This window comes from Prevotella sp. P5-108, from assembly GCF_002251385.1.
In the GTDB taxonomy this organism is placed as follows: domain Bacteria; phylum Bacteroidota; class Bacteroidia; order Bacteroidales; family Bacteroidaceae; genus Prevotella.
Genome location: NZ_NPJJ01000008.1, coordinates 1 through 21,136 on the forward strand (window position 1 = coordinate 1; position 21,136 = coordinate 21,136).

General features: G+C 54.7%; 18 protein-coding genes. 8 read left to right on the plus strand and 10 right to left on the minus strand.

Annotated features, from left to right (window positions below; all coding sequences use genetic code 11):
- Positions 1–407 precede the first annotated feature (407 nt).
- On the minus strand, positions 408–1,448 hold the full coding sequence (locus CIK95_RS01035; RefSeq protein WP_022309482.1) for a DUF4831 family protein: 1,041 nt from the start codon (positions 1,446–1,448) through the stop codon (positions 408–410).
- Positions 1,449–1,489: 41 nt separating this feature from the next.
- A complete protein-coding gene (locus tag CIK95_RS01040) occupies positions 1,490–3,004 on the minus strand; it encodes an NAD(P)H-hydrate dehydratase (protein WP_094386658.1) in 1,515 nt (504 codons plus the stop codon).
- 91 nt (positions 3,005–3,095) lie between these two features.
- On the opposite strand from CIK95_RS01040, the gene hpt reads away from it, so the two are divergent.
- From hpt to CIK95_RS01065, 5 genes are all read left to right on the plus strand, one after another.
- A complete protein-coding gene (gene hpt, locus CIK95_RS01045; protein ID WP_022309484.1) occupies positions 3,096–3,635 on the plus strand; it encodes a hypoxanthine phosphoribosyltransferase in 540 nt (179 codons plus the stop codon).
- Entirely contained in the window at positions 3,632–4,204 is a 573-nt protein-coding gene (locus CIK95_RS01050; RefSeq protein ID WP_022309485.1) for an adenylate kinase, read from the plus strand. Before hpt ends, CIK95_RS01050 begins: the two co-directional genes overlap by 4 nt.
- 136 nt (positions 4,205–4,340) lie before the next feature.
- Positions 4,341–5,525: a GTPase ObgE gene (obgE, locus tag CIK95_RS01055; protein WP_022309486.1), complete on the plus strand. Its 1,185-nt coding sequence runs from the start codon at positions 4,341–4,343 to the stop codon at positions 5,523–5,525.
- Positions 5,506–6,297, plus strand: a complete 792-nt coding sequence (gene pgeF / locus CIK95_RS01060) for a peptidoglycan editing factor PgeF (RefSeq protein ID WP_254046380.1) — start codon at positions 5,506–5,508, stop codon at positions 6,295–6,297. Before obgE ends, pgeF begins: the two co-directional genes overlap by 20 nt.
- 53 nt (positions 6,298–6,350) lie before the next feature.
- Positions 6,351–7,478: a M23 family metallopeptidase gene (locus tag CIK95_RS01065; RefSeq protein WP_094466030.1), complete on the plus strand. Its 1,128-nt coding sequence runs from the start codon at positions 6,351–6,353 to the stop codon at positions 7,476–7,478.
- Between the two features lie 224 nt (positions 7,479–7,702).
- Here CIK95_RS01065 and CIK95_RS01070 read toward each other — a convergent pair whose 3' ends face one another.
- Positions 7,703–8,542, minus strand: a complete 840-nt coding sequence (locus CIK95_RS01070; protein ID WP_094466031.1) for a nucleotidyl transferase AbiEii/AbiGii toxin family protein — start codon at positions 8,540–8,542, stop codon at positions 7,703–7,705.
- The gene (locus tag CIK95_RS01075; RefSeq protein ID WP_094466032.1) at positions 8,539–9,165 is read right to left on the minus strand and encodes a hypothetical protein; all 627 of its coding nucleotides are present in this window, start codon (positions 9,163–9,165) and stop codon (positions 8,539–8,541) included. The genes CIK95_RS01070 and CIK95_RS01075 overlap by 4 nt, the downstream gene beginning before the upstream one ends.
- Before the next feature lie 326 nt (positions 9,166–9,491).
- Here CIK95_RS01075 and CIK95_RS01080 point away from each other — a divergent pair, with 326 nt between their 5' ends.
- Positions 9,492–10,748, plus strand: coding sequence for an ATP-binding protein (locus CIK95_RS01080; protein WP_094466091.1), 1,257 nt, complete (start codon positions 9,492–9,494; stop codon positions 10,746–10,748).
- A 302-nt stretch (positions 10,749–11,050) separates the two neighbouring features.
- Here CIK95_RS01080 and CIK95_RS01085 read toward each other — a convergent pair whose 3' ends face one another.
- The 6 genes from CIK95_RS01085 to CIK95_RS01110 form a co-directional block, all read right to left on the minus strand.
- The gene (locus CIK95_RS01085; protein WP_022309492.1) at positions 11,051–12,586 is read right to left on the minus strand and encodes a Gfo/Idh/MocA family protein; all 1,536 of its coding nucleotides are present in this window, start codon (positions 12,584–12,586) and stop codon (positions 11,051–11,053) included.
- A gap of 140 nt (positions 12,587–12,726) precedes the next feature.
- The gene (locus tag CIK95_RS01090; RefSeq protein WP_094466033.1) at positions 12,727–13,599 is read right to left on the minus strand and encodes a hypothetical protein; all 873 of its coding nucleotides are present in this window, start codon (positions 13,597–13,599) and stop codon (positions 12,727–12,729) included.
- Positions 13,600–13,818: 219 nt separating this feature from the next.
- On the minus strand, positions 13,819–15,843 hold the full coding sequence (locus CIK95_RS01095) for a M13 family metallopeptidase (RefSeq protein ID WP_094466034.1): 2,025 nt from the start codon (positions 15,841–15,843) through the stop codon (positions 13,819–13,821).
- A 107-nt stretch (positions 15,844–15,950) separates the two neighbouring features.
- On the minus strand, positions 15,951–17,222 hold the full coding sequence (locus tag CIK95_RS01100) for an ATP-binding protein (RefSeq protein WP_022309495.1): 1,272 nt from the start codon (positions 17,220–17,222) through the stop codon (positions 15,951–15,953).
- Between the two features lie 228 nt (positions 17,223–17,450).
- Entirely contained in the window at positions 17,451–17,678 is a 228-nt protein-coding gene (locus tag CIK95_RS01105) for a helix-turn-helix transcriptional regulator (protein WP_022309496.1), read from the minus strand.
- A 12-nt stretch (positions 17,679–17,690) separates the two neighbouring features.
- Positions 17,691–18,341 (minus strand): DUF2975 domain-containing protein, encoded by a 651-nt coding sequence (locus CIK95_RS01110; protein WP_022309497.1) that lies wholly within the window; start codon positions 18,339–18,341, stop codon positions 17,691–17,693.
- Positions 18,342–18,679: 338 nt separating this feature from the next.
- Here CIK95_RS01110 and CIK95_RS01115 point away from each other — a divergent pair, with 338 nt between their 5' ends.
- Both CIK95_RS01115 and CIK95_RS01120 read left to right on the plus strand, forming a co-directional pair.
- Positions 18,680–19,033, plus strand: a complete 354-nt coding sequence (locus CIK95_RS01115; RefSeq protein WP_094466092.1) for a hypothetical protein — start codon at positions 18,680–18,682, stop codon at positions 19,031–19,033.
- 147 nt (positions 19,034–19,180) lie between these two features.
- Positions 19,181–21,076 (plus strand): cation-translocating P-type ATPase, encoded by a 1,896-nt coding sequence (locus tag CIK95_RS01120; protein WP_094466035.1) that lies wholly within the window; start codon positions 19,181–19,183, stop codon positions 21,074–21,076.
- Positions 21,077–21,136 lie beyond the last annotated feature (60 nt).

Sequence of the window (21,136 nt, forward strand, 5' to 3'; positions counted from 1 at the left end):
TGAAATCTTGTAAAACAAATCAGTTCAACTAACAGAACTTGTAAAGTAAAACAGAGAACTGAATAAAAGTAGTAAACCTAATTAGTTAATCGCATCCAATTCTGTCAACTAATTTTAGGAATAGTCACCTCCAGTCCTCCGACTGATTAAAAAGTTTACAGAATTTCAAATCTTTACATCATTTTCTCAACCAAATAGTTACACACTTCATATAAATGCTTCTTTTTTGTTTCACTATTACGACTGCAAAGTTACATACTTTTTACAAAATATGCATAGCATTTTCCGATTTTAATATATTAAAAATCTCTTATTGCGTGTCAATGGCCTTCATTTTGCCCGTTGGCAAGGGGCTGACGGAGGACTTTATGACCGCCCATCAGCCGATGACCGCGGGGGATGCTGGGCTACTTCAGCGTCTCGCTCTCTATCTTCTCGATGCTTCCGCTGATAGGATTGAGCAGGATGTGGCTGGTATTCTTCTTGCCGAAGAGCTCGGCGCTGAGATACTCGGTACGCCCAAACTGTCCGGCGTAGCACTCATAGGTCTTCACGATACGGCTGTCGTGGGTGAGCGTGACTTGGATTTTGTCGGGGATGTTGACGCAGAGCCCGAAATTGTCCTTGGACTCCTTCTCGGCAGGTCCGCCTTCGGGCACATTGCCCTCTGGAGCCACCATTATATAATAAGGTGTACCCGCCAAGTCGTCGGCATCGGTGATACCCAGATGCTGGGAGAAGCGGAAGAGCACGCTGCGCTCCTCGTCGGGCTGGGGAACAAAGGTGATGATGGTCTCGACGGTGTCGCTCACCATGGTTCCCTCAAAGGTCTGCAACAGCGCACGCTCCTGAGCATCGAGGTTCTCCATCATGATGCGCAGCTGGGTGCCGTCTTTGGGCATAAAGTCTGCCTGACCGCGTGCGAGCTGGTTGCGGCTCTCACGGATGTCATAGATGTCCTTGGCGGTGAGCTCAGCCATCTTGGCGGTGCTTCCAGCCGAGAGGATATCCTCGTTCATATAGTCGTTGGGATTGGGCTGCGGCTGCTTGGGAGCAGGCACAAACCGCTCGGGCAGCGCCACCTGGCGTCCCTTGGCATTGATGGCGAGCAGCAGTCCGCTCTCGTCGCGGTCTACCTCGCTGATGCTGAGTTTCTTATCCAGATTGAGGGTAAACTGCTTGGTAGAATCGGGCACACCGATGGTGTTCATGCGGATGTCTACCACCCTATAGGTCTCGGCGGGATGGAGCGCCACGTCCTTCTTCTTCATGTAGCGGAAGGCGTACATGGCAAACTGTCCGGGGGTGTAGGTGGTCTTCTCTACCTTGACGGCAAATCTCAGCGCCGTCTTGGGCAGAAAGTAAGTGGTTCCGGCCACAGTCTGTTGGGCCAGGGAAACGCCCATGCCGGCAAGCAGCATCAGCGCCGAAAGGATATACTTTTTCATTGCGTGTGTTATAATTTGCTTTTGTATTGTCTATGATGTTATCAGTCTTCGATGTAGCGGAACGCTGCGGGCAGGGAGTCCACAATGTCGCTCGCCACGAGGCTCTCCATTCCCTTGGTGCGCACTGCCAGGTCTCCGGCAAGTCCGTGGAGATACATACCCAGCATGCAGGCCTGCTGATGCTGGTAGCCCCGCGCCAGAAGTCCGGTGATGACGCCCGTGAGCACGTCGCCGCATCCGGCAGTAGCCATTCCAGCGTTGCCCGTGGTGTTGAATATCACTTGTCCCGAGGGCAGGCACAGAGCGGTGTAGTGTCCCTTGAGCAGTATGTATGCCTGGAGGCGCGCTGCCATTTCCGATGCGCGGTTGAGCAGTTCACAGCTGTCGTGCGACGCCGCCCCCAACAGGCGCTCCATCTCCTTGGGATGGGGCGTGAGGATGCAGTCCTTGGGCAACTGCTGCAACCAAGCGCGATGGGCAGCCAGTATGTTGATGGCATCGGCGTCGATGACCACCGGGCAGTTGGCTCGGCGCAGCTGGGATATGAGCGAGAGGGCCGTAGTCTCGTCGGTACCCAGTCCGGGACCTACACCCATGGCCGAATAGGCTATGGTGTCTAACGCCTCGGTAAACCTGAGTTCGCTGGCATCCATCTGCAGCACCGCCTCGGGCACCGCCATCTGCATGACGGTATAATTGGCCTTGGGCGTATGCACCGACAGTTTGCCCACTCCCGAGCGCAGACAGGCTCGGGCTGACAGTATCGCCGCTCCCGACATGCCGTAGCTGCCGGCTATCAGCAGCGCATGGCCCATCTCTCCCTTGTGGGCAAAAGGCCAACGACGGCGCAGAAACGAGCGCAACTCTCCCTCCTCGACGAGCGAGAAGCGGCTGTCCTTACTCTCTGCAAAAGACTTGGAGAGACGGATATCGAGCACCTTGACCTCGCCCAGATAGGGCTGGTTCTCGGCAAAGAGCATCGAGAGCTTGAGCTGCTGGAAAGTGAGGGTAAGGGTGGCGCGCACGATGTTGGCTCTGACGTTGCTCGAATTGTCTTCGGGCATCAGGCCCGAAGGCAGGTCGATGCTCACCACGGGCGCTTCACTCTGGTTGATATACTTGACGAGCGAGGAGAAACCTCCGGCGAGAGGCTTGTCGAGCCCAGCCCCGAAGAGTCCGTCGACAACGAGCGTATCGGCATCGAGCACGGGCGGGTCGAAGTTTACCTTTACCTCGACAAAATTTTCCACCTTGACGCTTTCGACCAGCCGTTTCTTGTTGGCGGCACAGTCGGGCGAGAGGTTGTTGTGGATGTTGAAGAGATAGACCGTCACGGTAAAACTGCGCTCGGCCAGCAAGCGCGCCACAGCCAGGGCATCACCGCCATTATTGCCAGGTCCGGCAAAGACGATTACCCTCATGGGCACCCAGCGTCGGGCTATCTCATCGGCCACTGCCGACGCCGCGCGTTCCATCAGGTCGATGCTCTTCACGGGCTCGTGTTCGATGGTATATCTGTCCCACTCCTTTATCTGTCTGCTCGTAAATATTTTCATACCTTGCAAAAATACGAAAAAATGACTAACTATCGTAGCTGTTTTCCTATATTTTTTGTAATTTTGTCGAGAAATTATTAAATTCATACTCATGAGTATCGTACAGATTAAGGACAAAAGGTTCAAAACGTTTATTAGCGAGGACGAAATCCAGCAACGCGTCAAGGCCGTCGCCGACAGGATCAACCATGACATGGAGGGCAAGAAGCCCCTGCTCCTGGCCGTGCTCAACGGCTCGTTTGTCTTTGCCGCCGACTTGATGCGCCACATCACTATCCCATGCGAGATATCGTTTGTCAAGCTGGCATCGTATGAAGGCACCGTCTCTACAGGCAAGGTGGTCGAAGTGATGGGACTCAACGAAGACATAACCGGACGCGACGTCATCATCGTCGAAGACATCGTAGACACTGGCAAGACCATGGAGCGCATGCTCGACACCCTGGGTACCCGCAACCCCAACTCGCTGCACATCTGTACGCTGCTGCTCAAACCCGAGAAACTGAAGATACCCCTCAACATAGAGTATGCAGCCATGGAAATCCCCAACGATTTCATCGTGGGCTATGGACTTGACTACGACCAGGAGGGTCGTAACCTCAGAGACATTTATACATTAGTAGAAGGATGAAGAATATAGTTATTTTCGGTGCCCCCGGTTCGGGCAAAGGCACCCAAAGCGACAAGATGATTGCTCAGTACGGTTTTGAGCACATCTCTACCGGCGACGTGCTACGCAATGAAATCAAGAACGGAACCGAGCTGGGCAAGACCGCCAAGAGTTATATCGACCAGGGACAGCTTATCCCCGACGAGCTGATGATAGACATCCTTGCCAGCGTATACGACAGCTTCGGCAAAGAGCACAAGGGAGTCATCTTCGACGGATTCCCCCGCACCATCCCCCAGGCTGAAGCCCTCAAGAAGATGCTGGCTGAGCGCGGACACAAGGTGGCTGCCATGATTGAGCTCGACGTTCCCGAAGACGAGCTGATGAAGCGTCTCCTACTCCGCGGACAGCAGAGCGGACGCAGCGATGACAACGAAGAGACTATCAAGAAACGCCTCAACGTTTATCACAACCAGACATCTCCCCTCATTGAATGGTACGCCAAAGAAGGCATACACCACCACATCAACGGTCTGGGTGAGCTCGACCGCATCTTTGGCGACATCACTGCCGTCATCGACAATTTGTAATATCATAAAAGGCTGAAGCAGCGTGCCGACAGGCGTACCTATGCAGATAGATACGACAAGCACGACACGGCGCTTCAACCTTTTTTCGTTTTATTAGACTCCACTTTTCACCACCTCCTTATCATCTATTATAATTATGGCAGAATCCAATTTCGTTGACTATGTAAAAATCTGTTGTCGCTCGGGCAAGGGCGGACGCGGCAGTATGCACCTGCGCCACGTGAAGTACAACCCTAATGGTGGTCCTGACGGTGGCGATGGAGGACGCGGAGGAAGCATCTACCTCCGTGGCAATCACAACTATTGGACGCTGCTCCACCTCAAGTTCCAGCGTCACGTATTTGCCGAACATGGAGGCAATGGTGGCCGCGACAAGTGTCACGGCACCGATGGTAAGGACATCTATATCGACGTGCCCTGCGGCACTGTGGTCTACAACGCCGAGACGGGCAAATACGTGTGCGACGTCAACTACGACGGACAGACTGTATTGCTGCTCAAGGGCGGACGCGGCGGATTGGGCAACTTCCAGTTCCGCACAGCCACCAACCAGGCTCCTCGCTACGCACAGCCGGGCGAACCGATGGAGGAGATGACCATCATCCTCGAGCTCAAGTTGCTTGCCGACGTCGGACTGGTAGGTCTGCCCAACGCCGGAAAGTCCACCCTGCTCTCGTCGCTTTCGAGCGCACGGCCCAAGATAGCCAACTATCCCTTTACCACCCTCGAGCCCTCATTGGGCATCGTAGACTATCATGACCACCAGTCGTTTGTCATGGCCGACATCCCCGGCATCATCGAGGGAGCCAGCGAGGGCAAGGGACTGGGACTGCGCTTCCTCCGCCACATCGAGCGCAACTCGCTGCTGCTCTTCATGGTGCCTGGCGACACCGACGATATCAAGCGCGAATATGAAGTGCTGCTCAAGGAGTTGCAGCAGTTCAACCCCGAGATGCTCGACAAGCACCGCGTGCTGGCGGTCACCAAGTGCGACCTGCTCGACGACGAGCTCATCGACATGCTGCGCGAGACTCTGCCCGACGATCTCCCCGTGGTGTTCATCTCTGCCGTCACCGGCAAGGGACTGCCCGAGCTCAAGGATATCCTGTGGCGTGAGCTCAACAGCGAGAGCAACAAGCTGGCAGACATCACCGCCGAAGACACGCTGGTGCACCGCGACAAGGATATGAGCCGCTTTGCCGAAGAACTCCACGACGAGGGCGAGGATATCGAGTTTGTCGATGAAGACGACATCGAAGATATCGAAGACCTGGAAGATTTCGAATACGACGAGGAGGACTATGATGACCAGCAAGACTGAACCCCGTCTGCTCTGCTATGACCTCGGCGAAGGGGTCACAGCCTTCTCCACCACCCGACATGGCGGCGTGAGTGAGGCCAACTACGCCTCGTTCAATATCAACCCCTACTGCGGAGACAGCGCCGACCACGTGGCACGCAACCGCCAGCTGCTGGCCGACAGGCTCGGACTGCCCGCCTCCCACATCGTCCTCCCCCACCAGGTCCACGGAATCGAGCACCGCGCCGTGGCGCCCGAACTGCTCGACATGAGCGACGTCGTGCGCGACAAGATACTCGACGGAGTAGACATGGTGACGACCTCGATGACCGGCGTGTGCATCGGAGTCTCCACCGCCGACTGCATCCCTGTATTGCTCTACGACCCCGTGGCCCGCGCCACCGCCGCCATCCATGCCGGATGGCGCGGCACCCTGCAGCGCATCTGCCAGCGTGCCGTCATGGCCATGCAACTCCACTACGGCACCACCCCCGACAGGCTGCGCGCCGTGGTAGGACCAGGCATCTCGCTTGCCAACTTTGAAGTGGGACAGGAGGTCTACGACCAGTTCTTGCAGGCCGGCTTCGACCTCACCGAGACCGCCGAGTGGCACACCAAGTGGCACCTTGACCTGCCCGGCATCAATATCCGGGAGCTCATCGGTTGCGGCGTGGTGCCCGAGCATATCCACCATGCCGGCATCTGTACCTTCGACCATGCCGACGACTACTTCTCGGCGCGCCGTCTCGGCATCGACTCCGGACGCATCTACACCGGCATCCTGATGCAATGACATTCCACACCCCGACCATTAACCCTTACTCCTAAAAGTCTACCTTTATATATATGAACATCAAGCATACACTGACATGGGCCCTGCTGGCGACATTGCTGTCGGCATCCACCCCAGCCAACATCAAGTTCACCCCAGCCGAAACCCAGCAGATAAGCATCAGCACCCCCGGACTCTTTGACAAGAGCAAAGCCTTCAGCATCGACTTCACCAGCATGGGCGACCGAGCCTACAGCTTCCCGCTGCCCGTGGGCAAGGCTACGCTCTCTGACAAGGAAGACCGACTGGAAATCACCTCCAAGAAGGGCGATGCCGTCAAGGCCATGTTTGACGGCTGCGTACGACTCGCGCGAAAGATGGACCGCCACGGCAATGTCATCGTGATACGCCACGACAATGGTCTGGAGACTGTCTATGAAAACAATGCGCAGAACCTGGTGCAGAGCGGACAGACGGTAAAGGCCGGACAGACCATCGCCATCATCGGCAACGACGGCGAGCAGGGTCTCTGCCGCTTCTTCATCATGGTCAACGGCTCACGCGTCAACCCCGCCACCATCGTCAATGCCCGCAACCACCGACTCTACCGTCAGGTGCTGGCGTTCGAGAAGCGCGGCGCCAATATCCGTATAACCCACATCGAAGGAGAGAGCAACGAGAAGCGCGGACTGACCCTCGACCCCGACGAGGAAACCAACCCGTTTGAAAACAGCAGCAGCTTCGAGCTCGACCTTACCCAGATAGAGGAGGAGCACTGGGCCTACCCGCTCCCGGGTGCCAAGGTCATCAGCCCCTATGGCGGCAGACGGCGCCACAGTGGCGTAGACCTCAAGACCAAGCCCAAAGACAACATCGTGGCTGCTTTCGACGGCGTCGTCACCCGCTCAGCCCCCTTCTCGGGCTACGGCAACTGCATCATCATCCGCCACGCTTTCGGTTTTGAGACGCTCTACTCCCACCAGTACAAGAATCTGGTCAAGGTAGGCGACAAGGTCAAGGCCGGAGACGTCATCGGACTCACAGGGCGCACGGGCCGGGCCACCACCGAGCACCTGCACTTCGAGGTCAAGTACCGTGGCGTGCGCATCAATCCGTCCACCATCTTCGACCATACCAAGCGCAGTCTGAAAGCCACCACCCTCGTGCTGGGAAAGAACGGCAGCGTGAAGACCAAGAAATAACAGCCCGCTACCCCACGCCTCCGCCCCGCCCGCCATCACCCCGCCGACGGCAGCGACGCCACCTGGCTGACCATCCATAGACTCCAGACCACAGCAGCAATAAAGGCAAGCACCCATGACAGAGGTGCTTGCCTTTATTGTTATTGCTGCGATTTCGGGGGGCGAGCCTGGCCCTTGGCATACCTCTCGTTACAGAGGCAGCCACTATCGCCATGACCGCGGCATCAGTCTTCAGTGGTCCATTTCACCATCTTGGTCAGTTGCAGGAAATAGTCGTTTGACCAGATGTCAAGTTCCTTGGGATTGCGGACAAAGGGCAGCACGTCTGCCTTGACCTGCTTGATGTCTGCCGATGCCAGTCGCTCGCTCAGCTTGTCCAGAAACGACTCCTTGGTGATATCCTCCTGATTGAACTGTAAGGCCCGTTCATGCAGGTGGGCAAAGTCAAGAGGAATATTGTGGCGAACGTACCATTCGAAGTCATACCAGTCACGGCCTTTCACCCTATTCTTCCACACCCGATACAGCAATGCGTGCATCTTGCCTGCAAACAGGTCTGGCAGAGTGAAGCATCGTGTCATGAATGACTGTGGCTGGAGAAGCAGTTTCTGTTCGGTATCAAACTTCAATGGTGGTTGCGTGTCTACTTCTATCTTTATCTTTACCGTTTTCTCCGTCTGGAAGGTGATATCATAGACATCAGTGTTATCCTTCAAGAAGGCAGACTCCACTTTGTCAAAGTTCTTCTTGTCTTTCTTCTTGATCTCAACCTCGCGACCGACGAGGGCAAACTGATTGACTATCGGCTGGAAGTATCGGGTAAAGTCGAAGTGGTCATTGGGAGAGACGAGCGAGAAGTCCATATCTTCAGAGAAGCGCTGCAAACCATGGAAGATACGCAGACAGGTGCCGCCATAAAAGGCTGCCTCGTCAAAGAAGCCCCCATTATACAGCCCTGCAAGGATTACCTGCTGATTGACCTCGAAGATGGCATTGCGCCTCTGCTGTTCGGTCGTAAGTTCATAGACCGACAACATCTGATTGTATATTTCGTTTGTGCTCATTTCTTCATATATTTTATCAGAGTTTCTATCGATTTTCCCTTTTTCCCGACTTGTGCATACCGCTCAAAGACACCTACATCCATACGCAGGAAGTCATCTATGTCCATGCGGATGTCACCTTCCAGATAAGCCTCAACATCCTTCAGATAGCGGAGATTGACATTAGGAGAATTGGCTATCAGGTCGCACAGCGCCTTTTCGGGTGTAGCCATCAGAAACGAGTAGCTATGCTGGTTGATACTTGTCACGCCTACAGAGAAGGCCTCGCGCGAAATCATCTGATACTCGAAGCACCCCACGGGGGTATCAAAGTGGCGGGAGTGCTTTATCGTCATCGACTGGGTGGTATAGACTGCCTCGGGTATCAGTCCGTAATAGCGCAAGGCTGTCTGTCTGGACACATACGAAGGAGCATAGAGATGATTGGCTATCAACTCTGTTGACAGGCTCACCCGCGATACCTTGGGGGCTATCACATATAGCCCTCTCTTAAGACGTATCACCTTGCCTGCCGTCTCAAGTTGAAGCACCTTTTGATTACCTGCCGACATTTCCGGGAATAGAGATGCCACCGTGGCGGTGCTTACTGGAATGTTGCCAATATGCTCTAAGTCCATAATCATGCCACAAAGATAGTCAAAACTGGTACAGTAAACAAACTTTTTATTGTTTTTCTATACCAATTTTGACTGTTTTTACAATTTCGAGGCCATCCATGGGCTCCATGAGGCTCAGTTTGTGCATGCCATGACCTTATTGGTTGCTTCCAAATTGACTATAGAATGTTCTTTAATCAGAAACAGTGGCGACAACATCGCTTTTGGTATAACAACAATTGTTTCTAACACTTGCCGAACGTTTTTTCGCATCGTTTAGGCATCCTTTTCATATAAAAGCAGTATATTTGCGGTGTAAAATATGATACTGGTATCAAAAAATGTACCCTAATATGATATTCGAACGTAAGAAATACTTGAATGAACTTATCGCAGGACGCGGAAACGGACTTGTGAAAATTATTACGGGTGTCAGACGATGCGGAAAGTCCTTTCTGCTGTTCAATATCTGGCACAACTGGCTGTTGAAACATGGAGTGACTGGCAGCCACATCATCGAGATACAACTTGATGACTTCCGAAACCGACGACTGAGAAAACCTGATGCTCTACTTGACTATATAGACTCCAAGTTAGTTGATGATGGCAATCCTTTTTATATTGTTTTGGATGAGGTACAACTGGTGGAAGATTTCATAGAGGTTATCCTTAGTTTAACCCACATAAGGAATGTGGATGTGTATGTATCGGGGTCAAACTCCAGATTCCTGTCGAGCGATATCGTAACGGAATTTCGTGGCAGAGGTGACGAAATACGCATCTGGCCTCTCACCTTCGATGAGTATTTCAAGGGTCTTGGCGGCGACATACGCAAGGCATGGTTGGATTACTATACTTTTGGAGGACTCCCGCAGGTGGCTTTGCTGGAAACAGAAGAAAAAAAAACCGATTATTTGCATAATCTGTATGAAACTACCTATCTCCGTGATGTGATAGAGCGCAACCATTTGCGCAACCCTGAAGGAATGAAAGAACTTGTGCGAGTATTAGCTTCAGGAATAGGTTCGTCTACCAATCCAACGAGAATAGCCAACACATTTCAGTCTGCACAAGGCGTGTCCATAAAGCGAGATACGATAAAGCTATATATTGAATATCTGGAAGACTCATTCTTGATAGAGGAGGCCTTGCGCTACGACGTGAAAGGCAGAAAGTATATTGGTACCGAATCCAAGTATTACTTTGCCGATATTGGCATCCGCGCAGCTATTCTCGACTATCGTCAGCAAGAGGAAACACACATTATGGAAAACATTATCTACAATGAGCTCCGCAGTCGTGGATATAATGTGGATGTTGGGTTGGTTGAACTTGGGGGCAAGGACGAGAACGGAAAGTTTGTCAGAAGAATGCTGGAGGTTGACTTCGTGGTAAACCGCCCTCCATATAGAGTGTATATCCAGTCGGCTTACCACATGCCCACGACTGAGAAAGAGGCCCAAGAGAGCCGTCCGTTACTGTCAATCAACGACCACTTTCGAAAAATAGTCATTGTTGGTGACGACATCCATCGTAAGGAAGACGAATTTGGTATTCTGACCATTAGCTTATTGGATTTCCTGACAGATAAAGAGCTATTAAACCAATAGCCTCAGCCCATATATCCAGCCACTGAGGCTAAATAGTGCATACCATGACCCACTCCATATTGATTGCGAGGTTGGATTTAGTCATTGCGTGACGGTATTTATTCTTTGCGGGCCACGATTTGGCCATATCAGGTCGCGAAGTCAGGTTATTTGCGGTCGGCAGAGGTTTCGGGAGAATTGGAGGCGGGCGGTTGGGCCTAATAAAATATCCGCAATGCCTGTCTATGGGCATTGCGGATAATGCTATGCTACCGGAGCCTCTGGCTGCGGTGGCTATCATCGTGGGGCTTGCGCCCGGTTATCTACTTGCTGTGCTTCTGCCAGTACTTGGCGCCTTTGGCCTTGAGCTTCTCGGTGAAGGCGGCAGACTCGGCATCTACCTGTGCCTCCTCTTCGGGTGTGGCAAAAGCATGGCGGTAGCCTTTCACATCGTTCCAGTGGCCGCGGGTGAAGTCGGGCACCTCTACCGGCTTGTTGCCATTGTCCATCGACAGCGAACCGAGCTCTGCCAGACAGCACCATTCGCCCAGGTCATAGACATCCATGTCGAAAGGCAGCCCGTGCTGCAGACAGTAGACCAGACGGCTGTCCATGATGTAGTCCATACCGCCGTGGCCGCCTACCTTCTTGGCCTGAGCCAGATAGCGGGTCACGATGGGGCTCTCATATTTCTTGGTGAGCGCACGGCGGTCGGCGGCGGGCATATAGGAGTGGCCCGAGAGATTGTCGGCCGACGGGCGCACGCCACTGTTCTTCATCTCATCGCCCGAGAGCGCGTAGCCCTCAGTAGGATATTTGTTGGCAAAGCCCTTGGTACCTGTGAGCTGGTACATGCGGTTGTAGGGCTGGGGCGTCATGGTGTTGTGGTGTATCTCGATAACCTTGCCGTTCTCGGTGCTGATGAGGGTGGTCGTGTGGTCGCCGTTGGCAAACTTCTCGCAGGGCTTGCCCGAGAGTTTCTCTGCCCATGCCTTACCGTTCACCGACTTGGTATCCATAGCCACGAGAGTCTTCATGCGGTCGCCGCGGTGTATATCCAGCACCTGGGCGATGGGGCCCAGACCGTGGGTGGCATATACATCGCCCCGGAATTTCTGGTTGAAGTCCAAGCGCCAGCCCAGACGGTCATTGGCGTCCTTCTTCCAGTACATATCCCAGAACTGGGAGAGGTCATGGCGATAGGCACCCTGCACATAGAGCACCTCGCCGAACACTCCGTGCTGCGCCATATTGAGGCTGTTGAGCTCGAAAAAGTCATAACAGCAGTTCTCAAGCATCATACAGTGCAGGCGGGTCTTCTCGCTGAGGTCGATGAGCGACCATATCTCGCGCAGGTTCATGGCCGACGGCACCTCGATGGCCACGTGCTTGCCATGCTCCATGGCATACTTGGCCACAACAAAGTGGTGGAGCCAGTCGGTGGCGATATACACCAGGTCGATGTCCTTGCGCTCGCACAACTTCTTGTATCCGTCCTCACCATAATATATATCTGCCGGGGGCATGGATGCGGCGCGCAGAATGGTGTTGCAGGTGTCGGCGCGCTCGCGCTCATGGTCGCAGAGGGCCATCACCTGGGTGCCGTTGATATGGGTAAAGCGGCGCACGGCGTCGGGACCGCGCATGCCCAGTCCTACAAATCCCACGCGCACCACCTTGAGCTTGGGTGCGGTGAGTCCCAGTGCGGGCTGCTGGCCGGCAGGACGTTCGGGAACCTGGGTGACAATAGTGCCATCCACTGTCTTGTAGGGCCAGTCAAAGGCCACCTGGGCGCTGGCGGTGAGCGCTGTCATAAACAGTCCCACCAGTATCAGCAAAGTGATGATTTTCTTGTTCATTACGTCTTTAATTTAGATTGTTATGCAAAGTTAAGGCTTTAATCATCAATCCCCAAACGAAAGGGACGAAAAACAACATGCCCGGAACGTTTTTTCTCTTCACGTCCCGGGCACGCCGTGTGGTTATTTCGGCCTCCTGTCTATTTGCAGGTGGCGATATTAAACTCGTTGACCTTGGATATCTTGTGGTTGTTGCCCTCGATGACCGAGATGCACAACTTCACGTTACCGACCTTGATGCGGTTGTCGGCCTTGACCAGTGCGGTGTAGCGTATGCCGCATCCGGGGGCAATCTTCTCCACATGCACGCCGGGCGAGATGAAGATATGGCGGTTGCCGGTGGCTTCGACCACCATGGGCTGTACATCATAGATGGTCTGGCGGCCGTTGTTGTAGACCTCAAAGACCACCTTGCACAGCTCGTTGCGGCTTATGCGGTTGTCGCCATTGGCATCGACAAACCGGGCGTTGCGTATCTCTATCGTCGGCGTATAGGTTATGCCCTCAGCGATATTCTCCACGCTCGACGAACCAGGCAGCACCTGCGTGGGTTTGGTGCCCTTCTCGCTGTTACCGCCATCGCCGGGGGTGAACTCGATGCGGTCGTCGCCGCCGTTGTTCTCGTCGAAACCGCTGCCATATCCGGCTTCGCTCTGCTGGGTGGTCACGGGTTGCTGGGCGCGTGGACGCTGGCGCCGCTGACGGCTGGTATAGGTGTCGTCGTCATAGTCACGCTGACGCTGGCGACGGCTGGCATATCCGCCGTTGTCATAGCCCTGCTGTCGCTGCTGGTCGGCGGCGTTGCCGATGATGCCACCCAGCACGGCACCACCCGCCATGCCCACGATGGTACCCATGTCGTGACCGCGCGGTCCGTCGCTGATGCCACCGATGGCACTACCCAATATCGAGCCGAAGGTGGCACCGGTATAGGCGCCCTGTCCGGCGTAGGTGCCGCATCCGCTCATCACCAGGAGCGTCGAAGCGGCTATTGCTGCGTATTGTTTCCTCATTCCCTTCACTGGTTTTAGTTGCTGTTATGGTTGCAAAAGTAACCAATTCCACCGTCACCGCCATGGTTTTTCCCCTAAATCGCAATAGGGTTTCCCCTATTATTATAATTTAAGGTGTAGATGACGGCGCCGTCATCACCGTGGCTACCCAAAAGGCTCCCGCTGCCTCTCTTGGGGCAGACGGGAGCCATGCTTATGCGGTCGGTTCACACCGAGTGATTACCAGATGTGGGCGCGCTTGTCGGGAGCCAGATAGAGGCGGTCGGTGGGCTGGATGTTCCAAGCCTCATACCAGGCGTCGATATGGGGCAGAGCGGCATTGACACGCAGATGGTTGGGCGAGTGTACGTCGCTGTTGACGAGGTAAGCCACAAACTGCGGAGCCACATTGCTGGCCCAGATGCGGGCATAGGAGAGGAAGAAGCGCTGGGCTGCGCTGTAGCCGTCCTTCTCGGGCAGAGGCTGCTTGGCCATCACGTTCTGCAGGGCACGGAATGCCACGTTGATACCGCCGTTGTCGCCGATGTTCTCGCCAAGGGTCTTCTCGCCATTGACCTTCAGACCGGGCTGTACCTCCTGTGCGCTAAACCAGTCGGCCAACACCTTGGTGCGCTGGCTGTAATTGGCCTTGTCCTCGTCGGTCCACCAGTTGTTCAGGTTGCCGTTCTTGTCAAACTGGCAGCCCTGGTCGTCGAAGCCGTGGCTCATCTCGTGGCCGATGACGGCTCCTATGGCGCCATAGTTGGCGGCGTCGTCGGCCTCGGCGTCAAAGAACGGAGCCTGGAGGATGGCTGCCGGGAAGTTGATACTGTTGAAGGTTGGGGCATAGAAGGCGTTGACCATCTGGGGATTGCAGGCGAAAACAGTCTTGTCGACAGGCTTGCGCCACTTCTTCTCCAGACTGCGGCGGCGCAGGGCGGGGATAATCTCGTCGTAGTTGGCGCGCAGGCTCTTGCTCTCGTCTATCTGCACGTACTCTTCCATGTTCTGCCACTTGTCGGGATAACCTATATTGATACGCATACTGCGCAGCTTCTCTATGGCCTTGGCCTTGGTGGCATCGGTCATCCATGTGCTCTCGCCGATGCGCTGGGCGAAGGCGTCCTGCAGGTTGTGTACCATCTCCACCACTCTCTGCTTGCTGCTCTCGGGGAAGTACTTGGCGACATAGAGCTTGCCGATAGACTCGCCCATGAGTCCCTGGACAAATCCCAGTCCGCGCTTCCAGCGGGGCTGCTGCTCCTTGACGCCATAGACGGCCTTGGTGTATTCGAAACGGCGGTTGACGAAGTCGTCGGAGAGCAGGCTCACAGACGAACTGATGACGCTGGCCTCCAGAGTGGCCTTGAGGGCGAAGAGGTCGGCGGTGGCGAGTATCTTCTCTACCTCGTGGATGGGCTCGGGCTGACCTACATCGACAGAGTCAATGTCGGAAGGATAGCCATAAGCCAGACAGAGCTGCTTCCAGTCGATGCCGGGATAGTCGCGCAGCAGATCCTGCCAGCTCATCTTGTGGATATTGGCCTGAGGGTCGCGGCTCTTCACCTGGTCGTAGCTCTGGCGGGCTATCTGGTCTTCGATGGCGAAGGCTGCCTGCATCTTCTTCTCAGCCATGGCCTCGCTGTTGCCCACCATCTTGAAGAGGTCTTTCATCAGACTCTTGTAGGCGGCCACCACTGCCTTCTGCTGCTCATTGGGCTGGGTATAGTATTCGGGGTCAAGACCGATGCCACCCTGGTTGGCACCGAAGATGTACTGGTCAGAGTTGATGGCGTCCTGACCCAGTCCGAAGCCGAAGAGCATGGTACCGTAGCCCTTGGCACCCAGTTCGTACATCACGCGCTCACACTGCTTGCGGTTCTTGATGGCAGCCACCTTGGCGAGGGCGGGCTTGATGGGCTCGTAGCCCATACGGTTGCGAGCCACCGTATCCATATACATACGGTAAAGCGAACCAATCTTCTGGCCCACTGTGCCCTGGGGCATGTGCTTCTCGGCATACTCCTTCACGAGGTCGCGTATGCGGTCGTTGTTCTGCTCGTCCAAATCGGTAAACGAACCGTTCATGGGGTGTACGGCGTCGAGTGGATGGCTCTTGAGCCAGCCGCCGGCAGCAAACTGGTAGAAATCTTCACCGGGCTTGACTTCAAGGTTCATGTTGGCCTTGTCAATGCCGCTTTTGAGTGTTTGGGCAGAGGTCATACCTGAGATGGCGAGTGCCGCGATTAACATTTTAATTTTCATTTGTAGGGTTATTTTGTTGATTAATTGTTTCCGTCCAGAGTGCCACGATGATGGTAGAGGCTATCCTCGTCAGGGTGGGCCTTTATGAGATTGTTTTCTTGTCTGCTTCAGTCTTTCAGACATCCAATGGGAACTACGAATACGCCATCTTTTCTTCGATAGGCATAATCGCCTGTACCTGTAAGCACCATCATGAAGGAGGGCTCGTTCATCTTTTCTGTATTTATTTTTTCCTTAAGAGTCAAAAGATTGGCAGCACCTTCATTGACGAGCCTGTCACCACCCAGCTTAACCTCAACAAGTCCGTATTTTCCATTACGGAGATGTATCACGGCGTCACATTCCAGCCCGTTCTTGTCTCGATAATGATACACCGCACCATCCAGCGCATCTGCAAATACCCGCAAGTCACGGATACACAGGGTCTCAAAGAAGAGCCCCATAGTGTTGAGGTCGCCAATAAGGTCATTTGGACCAAGTCCCAATACTGCGGTGCCTATCGAAGAGTCTATGAAGTATCGGGTGTTGGCCGTGCGGATGGCTGTCTTTGAGCGGAGGTTGGGGTTCCAAGCCTCAGAGTCCTCTATGACAAATATCTTTCGCAATGCCTCCAAATAACCGCCTGCCGTCTTTACGCTTATTTCATTTTCATCATTGGTCATCATGTCTGCCACTATAGTTCCGATGGTTGCCTGCGAACCTTGGTTACGGGCGTATGAACGCAAAAGCAGCCTCGTTGTCGTACTATTGCGGTTAACTCCATCCACTCGGGAAATATCTTTTTTGATAATGGCGTCCACATAATCGAACGCTTGCGCCAGGGCAGCCTCGCCTTGCAAATTGCATGCGAAGGGCCAGCCACCACGGCAAATCAAGAAGGCAATATCATCTATCTTCAGCTTGTTTACGGCGACGATTTTTTCAGGAGTACCAAACAGATGAGCCAAGCTAACACCGCCATTTGACTCTCCTGACTCATAGAGGCTCATTGGACGCATGGTCAACCAGCTGAACCGTCCTGTGCCAGAGTGGTGTATCTCTTTTTCTTCCGCGGGAACGGCAGAACCTGTCAAGACAAATTGCCCAACCTCGCGCCTATGGTCAATCTCAAACCTTATGGCATCCCACAGCTTCGGCGCCAACTGCCACTCGTCAATCAGTCTCGGAGTATCGCCATCCAGCAACACGGAAGCGTCAATCTCCGCCATCTCCAGATTGGTTGCCAACGACGTAGGATTATCCATATACAAGATGCTGTTTGCCTGCTGTTCGGCGGTGGTGGTCTTCCCGCACCACTTGGGACCTTCTATCAATATGGCTCCTTTGCTTGCCAACTTCTTTGCAAGCATTTGGTCTGCGATTCTATGTTTGTACTCCATATCTTCAAATGATTTGATTTACAGTTGCAAATATACATCTTTTTTCTGTTATTTCCTCAGTTGGCGCATTTTTATTTCCTCAGTTGGCGCAATTTCACTTCCTCAGTTGGCGCGATTTCGCTTCCTCAGTTGGCGGAAATGATGGTTGACGGGGTGGTCGGCGTGGTGAGAAAAGCCCTTGAGCCAACAGCCGGCGGCCAACTGGTGAATACATCACCTGACTTGACCTCAAGGGGCATGCTGACCGTCATCGTCGGCACGATATTCGAGTATATCGCCGGGCTGGCAGTCGAGAGCCTGACAAATGGCTTCAAGGGTGGTGAAGCGTATGGCTTTGGCCTTGCCCGTCTTGAGTACCGAGAGGTTGGCGGGAGTGATACCCACCCGCTCGGCCAACTCGCCCGACGACATCTTGCGCCGGGCCATCATCACGTCTACATTTACTATGATTGCCATGATTGGTACTGTTTATATGGTAAGGTCGTTTTCTTCTTTCATCTTCTGGCCCACGGCAAAGAGCTGGCTCACCATGAGCAAGCCCAACCCTATGACGAGCAGCATACTGTCTATCTCGCTGTGGAGGCTCACGTCGTAGCCGGCATAGGCCACGGCGGGCGTAGTGTCAAAGGCCAGCAACAGCCATTCGCCCAGATAGATGGCTATGATGTACCAACCCATCAGCCGCAGCCGACGAGTGGCAGACTCGCCGAAGTCTTCACCTCGGTTTACAGCAAGCACCAGCCGGATGAAGACTACCCAGAAAGCTAAACAACAACCCGACATCGCCAGCAGCACCAGCATATTGCCTATGGTGACCAGCACCGGCGTGCTACCCGTGCCTTCGGCGACCACCCAAGCGGTCACCTTGCTCACGCGCAGCGAGTCGGTATTGCCAGTCATCGTGTTGGTCATCGCCAGTTCGCGGCGTGCCGGGTTGTGCGAACGCAAGTCCAGAATGTAGGGTTTGCAGGTCTTGCCCGTGGCACGGTCCTGAAACTCAAGGGTGGCGTCGGCATAACCGCTGTTAAAGCCTTCGACAAAGTGCTGGGCAGCCGTGAAGAGAGAGAAAGCCACAGCTATCAACAGCAGAATACAATAGAAGTTGAACTTACGTTTCATCTGTTTTCTTGATAATTATTAATAACTTATTGTTAATTGTATATTATTTATCGAATAACGATATGACAAAGGTAGAGATTATCTCTGTAACCACCAAGCAAAACGCCAGTTTTATTATCGTTTAACGATAAATTTAACACTCTTACATGCATCGCGGTCGCCATCTTCGTCGTCACAGCGATGATGGCCGCCACGCCCACCCCATTCCCCAACACGATAAAAGTAATGATGGATAGAAAAAAAGAGGGGAAAAATGGAGCGGTTTCACAAAAAAGTAATACATTTGCAGCAGTGTATTCAATGAATGTGTATTGCGCCGCAAGGCTAAAGTTATTGTCATGAGAGTATATTGTGTCAACCACCTGCCTTTAGGTAAGAGTTTCTATGCCATCAACCTCTTTGGCGTCGTTTTCGCTAAAGGTCCGCTGAATAGTGTCAGTACCCGTCACGAGTATATACACACCCTGCAGCAGCGCGAGATGCTCTACATCTTTTTCTACCTGTGGTATGCCGTCGAGTGGCTGCTCCGTCTGGCCTATTGCCGTGACGGCTACAAGAGCTATGCCAACCTCGCCTTTGAGCGCGAGGCTTACGCCAACCAGTACAACCCGCACTACCCGCAGCAACGCCGTCCCTACGCCTGGCTACACCACCTGTGGCATAGGGAGTCATGGCGCGAAGTGTGGCACTGACCTCTGATTTCCAGTCCCAACCGTTTGCATTCTGCGCAGAGTTGTGTAACTTTGCACCCATCGTCGTCGCTGTCACCCTCATGGTGTTTGGCGTCGACCCTATATATATAATAAGGTAATAACATATATATAATAAGGTATAAGGATATGACTACACGCACGATAGCCGTACTCGGCATGATGTGTGCCGGATGTGCCGGCACCGTAGAGCGCACCCTCTCGCGCATAGAGGGCGTGACGACAGCCAGCGTCAACCTCGCCGCCCGCACCGTGACAGTGACCTACGACGAGCGCCTCACCTCGCCCCAGGCGATGAAGGAGCGGTTGGCCCAGGCGGGCTACGACCTGGTGATAGAGCAAGACCGCAACGTAGAAGCCATCGAGCGACGGCAGTATCAGCGCCTGAGACGCAAGGTGGCGGTGGCGTGGCTGCTCTCGCTGCTCTGCATGACCATAGGCATGGGGTGGATAGAGACGGGCAGCGCCGATGCAGCCAACCAGCTATCCATGCTGATAGCTCTGGCGGCTATGGTGTGGTGCGGACGCGACATCTATCGCTCAGCATGGCGACAGACGCTGCATGCCACAGCCAACATGGACACTCTCGTGGCGATGAGCACGATTATCAGCTTCGGCTTCAGTTTCTTCAACACCTTCTGGGGCGACGTATGGACTGCCTCGGGCATGGAGTGGCACACCTACTATGATGCCACAGTCATGATACTCACCTTCGTGCTCACGGGCCGCATGCTCGAGGAGCGCGCCAAGCACAGCACAGCCTCAGCCATACGATCGCTCATGGGTCTGGCTCCCAAGACAGCGCGCGTGGTGAGCGGCGACGCTCTCGTCGAGATGCCTCTCGCGGCTGTGCAACCCGGCGACTGCGTCGAGGTGAGAGCCGGAGAGAAAGTGGCTGTCGACGGCGTGGTCACCGCTTGGGGCGACACCACAGCGACGATAGACGAGAGCATGATAAGCGGTGAGCCCCAGGCAGTAGCCAAGCATGCCGGCGACCGCGTGCTGGCGGGCACCATCGTCGTCAGCGGCGCCTTGCGCTTCACCGCCCGCGAGGTAGGCAGCAAGACCATGCTGGCACAGATCATCCGCATGGTGCAGCAGGCCCAGGGCTCCAAGGCTCCCGTGCAGCGTGTAGTCGACAGGATAGCCGCCATCTTCGTGCCCACGGTGCTTGCCCTCTCGGCGCTCACCCTCGTGGTGTGGCTCGCCATCGGCGGCATGAGCCAGCTGCCCCGAGCCGTCATGTCGGCGGTGTCGGTGCTGGTCATCGCCTGTCCCTGCGCCATGGGACTCGCCACCCCCACAGCACTCATGGTGGGCATAGGGCGTGCAGCGCGCATGGGCATACTCATCAAGGACGCCACCGCGCTCGAGACCATGCGCCACATCGATGCCATCGTCATCGACAAGACGGGCACCCTCACTCTCCCTGCCGCCGATGCCGCCGACAGCGACGACGTAAGCCGACGCGAGAGTCTGAAGCCCCACGCCCGCGAGGCCATCGCGCAACTCAAGAGTCAGGGTATAGACATCTACATGATGAGCGGCGACCGCGACGAGGCTGTCGCCTACTGGGCCAAGCAGGCTGGCATAGACCATTGGCACAGCCGCGTCATGCCGCAGGACAAGCAGGACATGGTGGCCCGTCTGCAGGCCGAGGGCAGGCATGTGGCGATGGTGGGCGACGGCATCAACGACAGTCAGGCATTGGCAGCCGCCGACGTGGGCATAGCCATGGGCCGCGGCACCGATGTAGCGATGGATGTGGCACAGGTCACCCTCATGGGCAACGACCTGCGCCGCATAGCCGAAGCCTTCAGTCTGTCGCGCCAGACGGTAGGCATGATTCGCCAGAACCTCTTCTGGGCGTTCATCTACAATCTCGTCTGCATCCCCCTTGCCGCCGGAGCCCTCTACGCCGTCACCGACTTCCAGATTACGCCCATGTGGGCAAGTGCACTGATGGCCATGAGCAGCGTGAGCGTGGTACTCAACAGCCTGCGGCTCAAGTGGAAACGCGCCTGAGCCACTGCCGTCACCGCCACCACCCCAACACATATAGAGGACATCTCCCCGACGCTGGAG

Excerpts from the sequence above, each read along its gene's own strand:
- CIK95_RS01035 (WP_022309482.1), bottom strand. The coding sequence starts at position 1,448 with ATGAAAAAGTATATCCTTTCGGCGCTGATGCTGCTTGCCGGCATGGGC.
- CIK95_RS01040 (WP_094386658.1), bottom strand. The coding sequence starts at position 3,004 with ATGAAAATATTTACGAGCAGACAGATAAAGGAGTGGGACAGATATACC.
- hpt (WP_022309484.1), top strand. The coding sequence starts at position 3,096 with ATGAGTATCGTACAGATTAAGGACAAAAGGTTCAAAACGTTTATTAGC.
- CIK95_RS01050 (WP_022309485.1), top strand. The coding sequence starts at position 3,632 with ATGAAGAATATAGTTATTTTCGGTGCCCCCGGTTCGGGCAAAGGCACC.
- obgE (WP_022309486.1), top strand. The coding sequence starts at position 4,341 with ATGGCAGAATCCAATTTCGTTGACTATGTAAAAATCTGTTGTCGCTCG.
- pgeF (WP_254046380.1), top strand. The coding sequence starts at position 5,506 with ATGATGACCAGCAAGACTGAACCCCGTCTGCTCTGCTATGACCTCGGC.
- CIK95_RS01065 (WP_094466030.1), top strand. The coding sequence starts at position 6,351 with ATGAACATCAAGCATACACTGACATGGGCCCTGCTGGCGACATTGCTG.
- CIK95_RS01070 (WP_094466031.1), bottom strand. The coding sequence starts at position 8,542 with ATGAGCACAAACGAAATATACAATCAGATGTTGTCGGTCTATGAACTT.
- CIK95_RS01075 (WP_094466032.1), bottom strand. The coding sequence starts at position 9,165 with ATGATTATGGACTTAGAGCATATTGGCAACATTCCAGTAAGCACCGCC.
- CIK95_RS01080 (WP_094466091.1), top strand. The coding sequence starts at position 9,492 with ATGATATTCGAACGTAAGAAATACTTGAATGAACTTATCGCAGGACGC.
- CIK95_RS01085 (WP_022309492.1), bottom strand. The coding sequence starts at position 12,586 with ATGAACAAGAAAATCATCACTTTGCTGATACTGGTGGGACTGTTTATG.
- CIK95_RS01090 (WP_094466033.1), bottom strand. The coding sequence starts at position 13,599 with ATGAGGAAACAATACGCAGCAATAGCCGCTTCGACGCTCCTGGTGATG.
- CIK95_RS01095 (WP_094466034.1), bottom strand. The coding sequence starts at position 15,843 with ATGAAAATTAAAATGTTAATCGCGGCACTCGCCATCTCAGGTATGACC.
- CIK95_RS01100 (WP_022309495.1), bottom strand. The coding sequence starts at position 17,222 with ATGGAGTACAAACATAGAATCGCAGACCAAATGCTTGCAAAGAAGTTG.
- CIK95_RS01105 (WP_022309496.1), bottom strand. The coding sequence starts at position 17,678 with ATGGCAATCATAGTAAATGTAGACGTGATGATGGCCCGGCGCAAGATG.
- CIK95_RS01110 (WP_022309497.1), bottom strand. The coding sequence starts at position 18,341 with ATGAAACGTAAGTTCAACTTCTATTGTATTCTGCTGTTGATAGCTGTG.
- CIK95_RS01115 (WP_094466092.1), top strand. The coding sequence starts at position 18,680 with ATGAGAGTATATTGTGTCAACCACCTGCCTTTAGGTAAGAGTTTCTAT.
- CIK95_RS01120 (WP_094466035.1), top strand. The coding sequence starts at position 19,181 with ATGACTACACGCACGATAGCCGTACTCGGCATGATGTGTGCCGGATGT.